General features: G+C 49.2%; 8 protein-coding genes. 2 read left to right on the top strand and 6 right to left on the bottom strand.

What is annotated here, in order from left to right; all coding sequences use genetic code 11:
• A partial coding sequence (locus SFV55_RS24370; protein WP_320032181.1) for a hypothetical protein occupies nucleotides 1–236 on the top strand: 236 nt, incomplete at its 5' end.
• Nucleotides 237–523: 287 nt separating this feature from the next.
• On the opposite strand, the gene SFV55_RS24375 is transcribed toward SFV55_RS24370, so the two are convergent.
• Nucleotides 524–2,449: an alpha/beta hydrolase-fold protein gene (locus tag SFV55_RS24375; RefSeq protein ID WP_320032182.1), complete on the bottom strand. Its 1,926-nt coding sequence runs from the start codon at nucleotides 2,447–2,449 to the stop codon at nucleotides 524–526.
• 269 nt (nucleotides 2,450–2,718) lie between these two features.
• Here SFV55_RS24375 and SFV55_RS24380 point away from each other — a divergent pair, with 269 nt between their 5' ends.
• Nucleotides 2,719–4,083, top strand: coding sequence for a glycoside hydrolase family 140 protein (locus SFV55_RS24380; RefSeq protein ID WP_320032183.1), 1,365 nt, complete (start codon nucleotides 2,719–2,721; stop codon nucleotides 4,081–4,083).
• 42 nt (nucleotides 4,084–4,125) lie between these two features.
• On the opposite strand, the gene SFV55_RS24385 is transcribed toward SFV55_RS24380, so the two are convergent.
• From SFV55_RS24385 to SFV55_RS24405, 5 genes are all read right to left on the bottom strand, one after another.
• Nucleotides 4,126–5,205 carry an alpha/beta hydrolase gene (locus SFV55_RS24385; protein WP_320032184.1) on the bottom strand — a complete coding sequence of 360 codons (1,080 nt, stop codon included), beginning with the start codon at nucleotides 5,203–5,205 and terminating at the stop codon, nucleotides 4,126–4,128.
• 14 nt (nucleotides 5,206–5,219) lie between these two features.
• A complete protein-coding gene (locus tag SFV55_RS24390; protein WP_320032185.1) occupies nucleotides 5,220–6,371 on the bottom strand; it encodes an alpha/beta hydrolase-fold protein in 1,152 nt (383 codons plus the stop codon).
• A gap of 284 nt (nucleotides 6,372–6,655) precedes the next feature.
• Nucleotides 6,656–8,215 (bottom strand): glycoside hydrolase 43 family protein, encoded by a 1,560-nt coding sequence (locus tag SFV55_RS24395; protein WP_320032186.1) that lies wholly within the window; start codon nucleotides 8,213–8,215, stop codon nucleotides 6,656–6,658.
• Nucleotides 8,216–8,874: 659 nt separating this feature from the next.
• Nucleotides 8,875–11,256 carry a glycoside hydrolase family 127 protein gene (locus SFV55_RS24400; RefSeq protein WP_320032187.1) on the bottom strand — a complete coding sequence of 794 codons (2,382 nt, stop codon included), beginning with the start codon at nucleotides 11,254–11,256 and terminating at the stop codon, nucleotides 8,875–8,877.
• 7 nt (nucleotides 11,257–11,263) lie between these two features.
• A complete protein-coding gene (locus SFV55_RS24405) occupies nucleotides 11,264–12,931 on the bottom strand; it encodes a glycoside hydrolase family 43 protein (protein WP_320032188.1) in 1,668 nt (555 codons plus the stop codon).
• Nucleotides 12,932–13,048: the final 117 nt, after the last annotated feature.

Here is a 13,048-nt window from a genome sequence, read left to right on the forward strand (position 1 = left end):
ATCATTTCTTTTCTAAGTGGTGTCATCTCGTTGAGTTTTTGATGAGTAAATATTGTTCACTCAACGAGTTAAGCCTTTTGGGGCTACGGCACAATGCCAAACGGCAGCGAGGAGCTACCGCCGTAGGCGGTTTGGTTCAACACGGAAATATGCGCACTTTCCACGCCCACATAGTAAAGATAAAACAGGAGTACCAAATCTTCAAATATCTGCAATTTTTAATTTTATTGACTTGATAATGAATGGATTGGTATAAGGAATGCCTTTTCGTGACCTTAGCGACAATAAAAAATGCGTCCTCATAGCACAACCCTTTTTTGTTCAGCATCAACTGGTACAAATTATCCAGAAAACATAAAGCGACATTTTTTAGCACAAAGAAAACAAAGCCAAGATGTTGACGAAGCTTTATGCTTAACAATCCAAACATATTGCCTCGTCAACATCTAACCTTTGTGTCCCTTGTGCTTCCCTTTGCGTCCTTTGTGCTAAAAAATGCCGCTCAGTGATTCTCCAGAAGCAATCACTTAAACAACACCTGCGCGAACATAAACAAATCATGCCGCCACACCGGCCACGTATGCCCCCCTGCATATTCGCTATACTGGTACTTAACCCCCAACTCATCAAACTTGGCCATCATGACTTTACAATTGTTGAAGGCAATGTCTTGCTGGCCGCCCATCGAAATCCACAAGTGTTTGAGGTTGGTATTGATGGTCGTCGCGTTGTTTTTCATGAACTCGTACTGTGGGCCAGAAAGGGTGGTATTGTTGGCAAACCAGCCCGAGCTGAATATCCCCAGGTGCGCGAACAGGTTAGTGTTTTTGATGCCCGCGTACAAAGTTTGCAAGCCACCCATGGACAAACCAGCCAGGGCCCGGTTTTTGGCATCCGTTTCGGCCCGGAAATTGCTTTCCACAAAAGGGATTGCCCCCAGCTTCAGTTCATTTTCAAAAGCCCGCAGCACATTTTCGTTGAATCCAGCGGGGCCGCCAGCGCCGCCCATATTGCCATCGAGCATGACGATGATCATGGGTTTGGCTTTACTTTCGGCAATCAGGTTGTCCAGGATGAGGTCGGTGCGGCCCTGGGTTGCCCAACCCCTTTGGTCTTCGCCGCCGCCGTGCAGGAGGTAGAGCACCGGATATTTGGCGCTGGACTGGTCGTATCCCGGCGGGGTGTAGACGTACATTTCACGCCAGTTATTGGTCGCTTTCGAGAGGTAACGCTTGATGCGGATGTCGCCGTGGGGTACGTCTTTTAAAGCATAAAAATCGCCGCCTTTGTACGGAATTTCAATGCCACTGGCCATCCGCCCCATGCCGTAAAAAGTTTCGCTGGCAGGGTCAGCTACCGCAACACCATCGATCAACAAGGAGTAGTAGTGAAAACCCCGGCTGATGGTATCGGTAGTCAGGGTCCAGAAACCGCCAGTGTCTCTGACCATGTCGTATTTTTTCCCCAGATCAATTTGTACCTTTTGTGCATCAGGTGCTTTCATCCGAAATACAACGCGGTTGTCGGGCAGTATTTGCGGGTACTTGGCATTGCGCACATTGCTGGCCGCAGGAGTGCCCAGCACCGTATACTGTGGTAAAGAAGCGACATCGACGGGTTTGAATAAAAACTGCGAAAACATGTACAAGCCATTTTTCCACACTTTAAAATCGTGCACGCCAGGCTCGATGTAATAAACGTGGGGCACGTCATTCTTGTACAGGTAGTCGTGGGTGCGTTTGCTGAAGGTGATGAGCCCGTCATTGTCGCCACAGGAAATCCAGAGCAGTTTGAGTTGTTTTTTGGTCTCGGCAGGATTGGGCACCAATTCTTCCGGCCTTTTGGTATTGGGGGCAGAAGAGAAGCCACCGACCCAGGCGAATTTATCCAGGTTCCCCAAACCAAAGTTCAATGACTGGCCGCCGCCCATCGAAAGCCCGGCAATGGCGCGGTTTTCGCGATCGGTAAGGGCCGGGTAGGTTTTTTCAATGTACGGGATCAGGTCATTCAGCAAGTCCTTTTCAAAGGTAGCGAAGGCCTCCACTTTGTCGCGGTCAAAAATATTGCCCACCGCCCGGTCGTCCTTCATGGCCCGACCATTGGGCATCACCACAATCATGGGTTTGATTTTGCCTTCGGCGAACAGGTTGTCTAAAATGACCTGGGGTTTACCGCCGTTCAGCCACTCTTTTTCATCGCCACCGATGCCGTGGAGGAGGTAGAACACGGGGTATTTGGTCTTTTTGTTGTAACCCGGTGGGGTGTACACCAGGGCTTTCCGCGTAGCACCTACGGTTTTGGATTCATAGCGGATGGTATCCAATTTGCCCATGCTGATGCCCGTGCGGGCTTGGTCAAAGCCTTGTGGGGCCTGTTTTTCAATCTTTTGGGCGTAGGCAAGTACGCTCAAGAGGGCGATGCCAGCAATTGTAAACAATGGTTTTTTCATCACTAAGTTTTTTGTTTGTTTATAGTTAAATGGTTTTGTTTGCTGCAAATGGTGTTCGTTCCCAAAATGCTCAACGCGCTGCCGAACTCCACTTTTCGTGCCTCATTCACCGAACCCGACCTCATTTTCGACAAAAATAGATAAACGTCCTAAGTTAAATCTAATCCCTCATGGGCTTGAAGTTTTTTGTAAAATGTCGTTTCTTGTTTCATGCATACTTTTTTTATGAGAAAGCCCTTTGGGTTTAATCATTCACAAATCAAATACTTATGAACACCTGTATGAAACTCCAAATAACATTACTTACCTTTCTACTGACCACTATTTTCTCCTCTGGCGGATTTGCACAAATTTTGAAGGTCAGTCAGAATGGCCGTTTTCTAGTCCAGCAGGACGGTAAACCTTTTTTTTACCTGGGCGATACTGCATGGGAGCTTTTCCATCGACTCAACCGCGAAGAAGCTGATCTTTATTTGACAAATAGGGCAAAAAAGGGTTTTACGGTCATTCAGGCGGTGGTGCTTGCTGAACAAGATGGCCTGAATGCGCCTAACCCCTATGGTGAAACACCTCTGATGGACAATGACCCGACAAAACCCAATGAGCAATATTTCAAACACGTAGATTACATCGTTGACAAAGCTACATCACTTGGATTGGTCATTGGCATGCTTCCCACCTGGGGCGCTTATTGGAGCTCCTTAAACCCTGACAAAACCATTTTCAATACTCAAAATGCATTTGCTTATGGGCGTTATTTGGGTCAGCGATACAAGCAAAAACCGATCATTTGGATACTTGGTGGCGACCGAGACATCACCAACGATGGGGAGCGGAAAATGATGGAAGCAATGGCTCAAGGACTAAAAGCGGGAGATGGTGGCAGTCACCTCATCACTTTTCATCCCAGAGGGCCAGGACTTTCCTCCGATTATTTTCACAACGCCCCATGGCTGGATTTTAACATGTACCAATCTTCACATGCTGCCCACGACCATGACAATGGCCTCTACGCCGAACATGATTACAAACTCATGCCCCCGAAGCCAACGCTCGACGGTGAACCACGCTACGAAAGGATACCAGCTGGCTTCTACTTTGCCGGAAGTAACCCCCAGGACCGCTTTGACGACTACGATAGCCGGCAGGCCGCTTATTGGTCGGTGCTGTCCGGTGCTTGTGGACACACGTATGGCAACAACAACATTTGGCAAATGTATGCTGAAAAACACAAACCCGTAATTGCGGCCTCCATACCTTGGTTTGAAGCCATCGATCACCCTGGGGCATTTCAAATGGGAATATTGAAAAAGCTGTTTACTTCCCGACAATTTCAAAAGTTGGCTCCCAGCAAAACCATTGTTCTCGATGGCCCTGACACCGGAGGAGGCAAAATAAAAGCTGCGCTGGCGAATGATGGTTCTTTTACCATTGTCTATTCACCAAGAGGGGAGAAGTTCACGATCGATAAAAGTTTGCTTAAAGCCGACAGGATGCGTGAAGTATGGTTTGACCCTCGTTATGGAGAGGAATACATCATCCATACTTCAGGCACCAAAGGCATACAAACCTACACCCCACCTACCAATGGACGGGGCAATGACTGGATACTCATCATTGAAAAAGTAGATTGATAGACTTGTTGTTTGTTTATAGTTAAATGTGGTGCTCGGGGTTTATTTAAAAACCTGCTGCAAAGTATTCGCCAGGTAAAGCTTGCAATTCATCCAGGTATGGCCACCGGGCACCACCAAGGTTTCGAGGTTCAATTTTTTGTCCTTGAACATCGCGATGTTTTGCTTCACACTCTCGTACAAAAAGTCCTCGGTGGCGATGCTGATGCTGAACAATTTCAACTGTTTGTTCATTTGTTCCACATTCGGCGACCAGTCGGTAAAATTCTTTTTGAACTCTTCCGTAGCGGTAAAAGGGGCGTAAGAGCACACGTAGGCGAACTTGTCGGTATTCGTCAACCCGATGTTCAGGGTTTGGCCACCGCCGACCGAAAACCCGGCTACTGCCCGGCTCTTGCTATCGCTCTGCACCAGGTAGTTGGCTTCCACAAAGGGGATGATATCGTTCACGATGTCTTTGGTGAAATCTTGCATCGGGCTTGGTCGCACATTGCCGTAGGGCATCACGATGATCATGGGTTTGGCCTTGCCCTGGGCAATCAGGTTGTCGGCGATGAAGTTGGCATGCCCTACTTTGGTCCAGGTTTCTTCGGTATCCGAACCGCCGTGGATCAGATAAAGCACCGGATATTTGGTCTTGCCCGTGGGGTCGTAACCCGGTGGCGTATACACCAGCAGCGGGCGAGTAGTGCCCAGGGTAGCCGATTTGTAGTAGCGGTAGCTAACTTTTCCGTGTGGCACATTTTGCAAGGAATGTACCAGCGGCTTGTCGCCGGGGATGTCTACAATGCTGCGTTTGAATCTTTCATTGGCAAAAATGTAGGTATTGTTCGGGTCGGCAATTTGTACCGTATCCACCCAAAAACTGTAAGGGTAAATGTCTGGTTCAACCGGCGGCACCGTGACGCTCCAGATGCCAGAGGTATCCTTGGTCATGGCCACCGGGGCCTTTAAAAATTCCCCACTCACCGTTACTTTTTGCGCTTTGCGGGAAAAATAGCGGAAGGTGATGCTGTGATCGGGATGCACCTCCGGGGAACTGATGGCTGGCGGTCTTTGTGCTGTGGCAGCGGATACCGCCAAAAAAACCAAAATCTGAGTTAGGTATATGCGAAGTTTCATTTGTTCAATCTTTTTTATTGGAAAAGCAATTGAGCGGTTTCAGCGAGGTATTGCTTGGCATTCATCCAGGTATGGCCGCCGCCGCTGATCCGGCTTTTAAACTGGATGTTTTTGGCCTTCAGGTAGTCCATAAACTCAAGCGTACCTTTGTACAGGAAGTCTTCATCACCTACCCCGACCCAAAGCAATTTCAGCTGTTTGTTGGTCACGTCGGCTTTGGCGCCGATCTGACTGAAGTTGCGATCCATTTCGGCAGGGGAGAGGTAGGAGCTATAGCTACACACCCAGGCAAACTTGTCCATGTTGCCAAAAGCAGCACGGAGGGTTTGACCGCCGCCACGGGAAAAGCCACCAATGGCGCGATTTTCCCGGTTGTTGAGGGTGCGGTAGTTTTTTTCCACGTATGGAATAACCTTGGTCAACAGATCGGTTTCAAAATCTTTCGCCCGTTTTACCGCATCATCACCGTCCCGAACCATTGGATCAGCTGGTTTTGCGCCTCCCTTTTGTTCAGCCATCCTGGCTGCAATGTTGCCATAAGGCATGACAATGATCATGGGTTTGGCTTTGCCTTCGGCAATGAGGTTGTCCAGGATTAAATTGGTGCGACCCACTTTGAAATAGGTCTCTTCCGTGTCCGTCGTGCCGCTGATCAGGTAAAAAACCGGGTACTTTTTGGTTGGGCTTTGGTCATAACCCGGAGGCGTGTAAATCATCAAAGAACCAGTTGTACCCTCCAGCGAAGGATAGTACTCATAAGTGGTGGCACCATGCGGCACATCCCTCATGGCGTGGATCAAAGGGCTGTCTCCCGGCACATCCACCAAACTGGCTTTGAAGCGTTCATTGGGGAAAAAGGCCACATTGGCAGGGTCCATCACCGTGACTCCATCCACCTGAAAACTGTAGGGATAGATGTCGGGTTTGATTGGCCCCACGGTGATGCTCCAAACACCTTGGGCGTCCTTACTCATGGCCAGGGGTGCCTTTTCAAACTGAGCACTCAATTTTACTTCCTTGGCCAAAGGAGCCAGGTACCGGAATGTAACGGTTTTGTCGGCTTGCACCTGTGGTGAAATCACCAGCGGCCCCCGGGGGGGTTGGCTCATCGCCAGCCCCGACCAGAGGACCAGAGCGATGAAGAGAACATGAATCTTGATTTTCATTTTTTGTTTGTTTATAGTTTATGAATCGTTGTGCTGTTAAAATGGCTTGTCTTCATCAACTCTGGTCAGACACTACTAAGCATTGTGCTCGGAGGACTTGAATTGCCCCAGGCTTCAGCCTGGGGTTATGAGAACACCCTCAGATTTGGGCTTTAGCCCTAACTTTAAAATTAAGACTAGGGCTAAAGCCCGATCAAGAGGGTAACCTCGATCCACGCGCTAAAGCACGTGGCAATTCATGTCCTCCGCTTTCAGAGATCAAAAACCTTCGCAAGGGTTCAGTACTATTTCTTAATCTGATCTTGGATACGGAAATAATCAAAATCCGCATATCCTCCAATCTGCTGCGTCGCGTAGTTGAATAAGCCAAAACGGTACCCCATAAAATGCGGAAGCGTGTACGACATCTTCAATTGCTCGCCAATCGGATTCCAGGTTTTGCCATCCAGGCTGTAGAAGAAATTGGCTACATCCGCTTTATCCCGAAAATTGCAGGCTGCTTTAAAATAAACCTTCTTGCCTTTCAGTGGTACCATAGGCGCTTCCACGGGTTTGCCCGATCCGGCGTTGATCATCACAATTTTCTTTTGGCCATTGATGACTTTTACACCTACCAAGCCATAGTTTTTTTGCAAAAGGCACAAACCTGCAAAATCACCCTCTTTCAGTTTGGAAACATCCAGTGCCGTAGTGCCCGTGCATTCCGGGCCGATGGTGCGTTGCGTCAAGGTGTTTCTGGCCAGGAAAAATGAAGTGTCCAGGCGGCCAGTTTTGAGGCGAAGGTAACCTTTGCGCTCGCTGAGCGACCAAAGCTTGTTGTCGGGGTTGTGGTTCCATTGCCAGACCAGGGGTAGGGCAGGTTCACCTTTGTTGCGGCTGAATTCATCTGAATTGACCAGACTCGGTATCAGCCCCGTGCTGGCCGGAAGGTTCAAGGTTTCGGGCACTTTGCCATCTACGCCCAGGATTGGCCAGCCGTCTTCCCATTTGACCGGAACCAGATAAGGAATCCTCCCCACCGCGCCAAAATCGCGGAACAAGTAGGCGTACCACTGCCCATCCGGCGTGTCGATCAGCCCACCTTGAGCTACACCCAAATCCTGCAAGGCCAGTTTGCCTTCCCAAGGACCAGTGATTTTATCCGCTCTATGAATCAATACGGTTCGCATGCCACCGCGTGGCCAGACAATGTTGAAGAGGTAGTATTTACCATTGACTTTGAAGAGTTGAGAACCTTCTGCTTGTAGCATGATGTTGTTGCCGGCAGGAAGGCTGGCGTTTTCAATCACCACTTGTTCCTGGGTGCCGGGTTTTACGCCCGACAAGTCGGCATTGAGTTCGATCATTTTCAACTTACCCGTTCCGTAAATCATGTAGACCCGGCCATCGTCGTCAAAAAAGAGGGTGTGATCGTGGTAAGAGGGTTTAAAAGACTGCACTTTCCAGGGGCCCTTTTCGATGTCTTTGGTGCTGTAAATGTGGGTTCTGCCGCTGGTCTGTGCAAAGGTGGTTACATAATAAGTTCCCTGGTGGTAGCGAATGCTGCTGGCCCAGGAGCCCCGTCCATAAGTGCTTTTGCCGTTGTTCAGCGTCATGGCATCTACGGTAGTAAGGGTATCATAAGCGTAACCGACCATTTGCCAGTTGATTAGGTCTTTGGATTTCATGATCGGCAGGCCTGGACTCATGTGCATGGTGGTGCTGCTCATGTAGTAGGTGTCGCCTACCCGCATCATGGATAGGTCGGGTACATCGGCAAAGATGACGGGGTTTTGGGCTGGTTTGACCTGCGCTAGCAAACACTGAGCGGCTAGTAGAAAGAGGATGAAAATATAGGACTTCATGATATAGTAGATTTTTTGGCTTCGCCAAAAGAGAGTTTCACCACGACGACACGACGAACACGACGTTTTGCGCTGCTGAGCATCTTAAGCAAAGCGACAACAATGGGAGAATATTCGTCATCCCGAATTTTTGGGAGAACGAACCGCGAAAGCGGTTGAATTTTGAATAGCCCCGGTCGTCCGGGGTCAGTCCGTAGCAAAAGGTTTCGCAACCGCGGATGCGGTTGAATTTTTTGCTCAATTGGGTTCAACCACTGCCGTGGTTGCAAGCAATTTGGCCCTACTATTTACCCCGGACGACCGGGGCTATTCAAAATTCAATCGCTCCGCGATTAGATTTTAGCCCAATTTTGACTTTTCAAAAATTCGGGATTATTCATGTTCTCCTAATTAATGCCGCTCTACGCCGAAGGCGTAAAAGCGCGTAGCGCAAAACGTCGTGTTCGTCGTGACGTCGTGGTGAAATCAAAATGCAGCGAAGCTGCGTAACAAGTTAAATCTAGAACTTACCTCTTCGTTTAGAAGTAAAAGGAAACGTATTTCCCCAAATAGACAGCTGCCTTTTGCGGTCATAACCGTTGTAGCAGCACGGTTTTTGCTTGTTTATAGTTTACGTGGGGCCAAATGTTGTTTATAGTTTATGCGGGTACAATTCCCCTTTAGTTTTTGCGCAGCAAACGGAGGTAATAAACCGCCCCCGCAGTATTTTGCGCCAATGCCTGAAACTTCACCCGGATCCGGGTTTTCCCTTGCAACATTGAAGCTGGAATCGAATAGTCAATTTCCTGGAATTGGGATTGATGCCATCTTCCTGTATTGTTTTCGCTGATCAATTGCTCTTCATCGATGTAGATGTCAAACTTCCGGTTGCCCCATTCGGCACCCCAGTAACGTACCCGCAGGCTCAGATTGGTCTCACCATTGGTGGCCATTTGATAGCTGAAATACCCGCCGTTGCTGGCGTCGCGCCAAAATTCATCCATAAAGGAACCCTTGCGCGATTGTTCACTTTGCAGGGCGTGATCTACCTCCGGTTGTTGCTCGCCGGGGGCTACAAAATCAAGGGTGCGTTTTTGCAAGGCCAGTTTTTCTTTTTCGAGCCCGGCAATCGAATCGAGGTAGGATTGGTACTTTGTACCTGTCAAGGCCATCCAGTACATCATGTAACGGGCATCATGAATGCGGTAAAATGGCTCCAGCACCAAATTGCTGGAGTTGACCATTTTTAAATTTGTTGCGGTAAAACTGAGTGGCTTGCCTTTAATGGGCACCAGCTTTTTGCCAATCGCATCCACTGCATCTTCAATGATAATGGGCGCTCTGTCGATGGGCAGTCTTTCTCCGCTGGCAATATGTCCCCAACGGCTATCGTCGGCAATCAAGCCTTTTAATCCTTCGGTTCCAGTTTTTGCGCCCAGTAGAATGGGGCCATGCATCAACGCGATGTACTCGGGTACGTTTGCCAGATGTTCGACGGTGTTTTGCATCGGCATCATGATTTGCACCACATCCCCTTTTTTCCAAAGCCGATTAACGCCAACATAGCCGGAAGCGGAAGGGCTAAAAGCCATGGTTTTGTTGTTGACCTTGATTTGTAGCGCCCCAGCCTGCACCCAGGAAGGATAGCGGATCATCAGGGTAAATCGGGCCTTGCCTTCGGTGATGCTCAATTTCGTTTGTTCTTCCTCCGGGAATTTGGTCTCCTGTTTGAGCACGATTCCCTTTGCCCGCCAATTCAATGCTGAAGCAATGAATAAATTCAAAAACAGGGAATCCTTTTGATGCGTGTAAATCAGCTGATTGTATTTCCCGTGGTTTTCCATGCCACTACCAACACAACACCACATGCCTTGATTGGGGGCTGAATACACCCGGTAATGGCGTGGCCGGGCGGGTGTGAAGTACACATAACCACCGTGCTCGGGATGCTGGGTAGAGAGGATGTGGTTGTACAAAGTCCTTTCGTAATAATCCATGTAGCGGGCGGATGGATTGGCACGGAACAAATCTTCGGTTAGTTTGAGCATGTTGTAGGAGTTGCAAGACTCCGGGCCTTCCACATCGTGCACAAAGTCCCGACCAGCTGCTACGCTGGGAAAAAACTCCCGACGACTGTTTCCACCCAGGGCCAGACTGCGTTTGCTGGTAACGGTTTCCCAGAAAAAGCGGCCAGCCTTGGCGTATTTTTCTTCCTTGCTCAGTTCGGCGATGCGTTGGAAACCTACCGCTTTGGGTACCTGGGTATTGGCGTGTTTGTTGTCCAGGTTGTCCTGGCCCATCGATAGTGGATCGAGCAGGGCCTGGTGGGAAAAGCGTTTCGCCGCCTTCAGGTATTTTTCGTCCCGGGTCATTTGGTAGGCATCCGCAAAAATCTCGTTCATGCCCCCATGCTCAATGTCCAACATGGATTGCATTTGGGCCTCACTCAAATTGGCAGTAATGGCGATGCCCCAATCGCAAAAGTTAAAAAACAGGGTTCTGGCCGTTTCATCACCCGTGTACAACCAGGCGTCGCGCAAACCCGAATACATTTTATGCACATTGTACCAGGGCACCCAGGCCGCACGTAAGGCTTTAAAATCACCATTTTTAAAGGTCGACCAGATTTCCGCACTTTTGGGCACTCCTCCGAGGTACCCAAGTCCCCAACTTGGGTGATTAAGGGCATGGGCCTCCTGGCAGGCTTTGAGCTCGCTGAGCAGGTACGCCATGCGTTTTTTACATTCGGCATTCCCGGTCGCAGCATTTATGGCCATGGCAGAGAGGTAATGTCCACCAACGTGTCCATCCAGCCCATCCCAATTGGAATAACTTGCCGCTTTTTCGGGGAGCCCGGCCTCCTTGCGGTAGGGATTCAGCATTCGGTCCACATCGTATTGCAGCAGGGTTTGAATGTTGAGGTCCCGAGCGTGTTTGAATGGTCCATCGAGCAAACTTACCTCAGCAAGCGAAAATGAATTTGAATAAAGCCGCTCCTGGGCATTGGCGCTGCAAATACCCAGGAGGCTATACATACTGACGATGAGCAAGTATCTTCTCATGCTGCGATTATTTGAACATGGGGTCATTGCCGCCATATTTCAAGTACTTGAAGGACGCGGAGTTGGTGCTTGTTTGTCCCGAAGAAGTGGCGTACATCCCGTACAAACACCCAATGAAACTGCCTGCCGCTTTGGTGCTGAGGAATTTGGCGTCTACTTTCTCTTTCAGCGGCTTCCAGGTTTTGAAATCCTCCGAACAGTAAAAACTGTAGGTGTCGCCCGCTGAACTGATGCGCAAGCCTACTGATTTTGCTGAGGCTTTCACCGGAATTTCAGCCAGCAATTCCATGGATTTTTCCTTGGTCAAACTTTGATACAACTGAACGACCGCTTTGCCCTGCGACTGGGATTTGCACAAATAGTAAAAATGTCTTTCATCCTGAAGAATCACCAAGCCAGCTTTTTCATGTTCCGCAATGGGGCTGAAGCTCAAAGCCGTTTCAGCCGTGCTGTACAGGTGTTGCTGGCGTTTGCCGATGAAAGAAGGGTTGCTAAAATCCATCACGGTTTCAGGCTTCAGTTTCAGCGTGAGTCCCTGCTTTTTGGACAAGGAAAAAGAACTGCTGTCGATTTTGCGCATGAAAAGCAGTGCAGGATCCAGGGTTTTTTCAAAAGTCAGCGTGTATTGAAAATTACCCGCTTGTGGCAAGGCCCCTTTTTGTTTCACCTCTTTGAACTTTGCCGTGTAGGAATACTGGATTTCCTTATGGTCGGGATTGATGATGGGCCAGTCGTTTTTCCATTCCACGGGGGCGATGAAGGTTTCCCGGCCTGTGTTGTAAAAGTCGCCTTCATAAGGTCTGACTGCTAAAAATACGGCGTAAGTTTTGCCATCGGGCCCCTCTACAAACTGAGCGTGCCCAGCGGAAGTAATTGGGTCTTTGCGGTCGGCAGGTAAATCGCGTTGGGTCAAAATCGGATTCTGCTCGTAAGGCACGAATGGCCCCCAAATCGACTTGCTGCGCAAAACCACTTCGGAGTGATTGACCGAAGTACCTCCTTCGGCAGCATACAAGTAGTACCAGCCATTCTTTTTCAGGAAGTGGGGCGCTTCAATCCAGACCGGCTTTTTAGTAATATCGACCCCACCATTGATCAATTGAACTTCTTCCCCTTTTACCTTCAGCGCCACCGGGTCAAATTCCTGCATTCTGACGGTGCGGTGGCCTGAGTACAAGGGTTTGCGGTCGGGCGCATCGCTGTTGTACACGATGTAGGCCTTGTCGTCATCGTCGAAATAAATGGATGGGTCGATGCCGCGTACCTGTGGAATTTTCACGGGGTCGCTCCAGGGACCTGCGGGGTCTTTGGCCGTTACCACAAAATTGCCATCGTGGTCAATGTCGGTGCAGACCACGTAAAAAGTACCCTTGTGGTAACTGATGGAAGGGGCAAACAAGCCACGGGTCAGACGTTCCCCCATAAAATCCATCTGGGAATTGCGGTGGATGACATTTCCGATTTGTTTCCAGTTTTTCAGGTCCCTGCTGTGAAACACGGGAATACCCGGGAAGTATGAAAAAGTGGAATGGACGAGGTAATAATCCTTGCCCACCTGCGTGATGCTGGGATCGGGATAAAACCCGTTCAGGATGGGGTTGGGGATGGTGATTTGAGCCAGGCCAAACTGGCTGGAGAAAAGTACGATGACGATTATTTGATATAGTTTATGCATGACTGCGTTTTTAAAAGTTTGAAGAAATGATGAACGTAATACCTGCCACTACGTGGGTGCTCTTCGATCCCTAAATGCTCGCGGCGCGAGCGGGCTCGACGATCACAGGTTCCAGAT

Source organism: Haliscomenobacter sp. (genome assembly GCF_033763495.1).
Classification (GTDB): Bacteria; Bacteroidota; Bacteroidia; order Chitinophagales; family Saprospiraceae; genus Haliscomenobacter.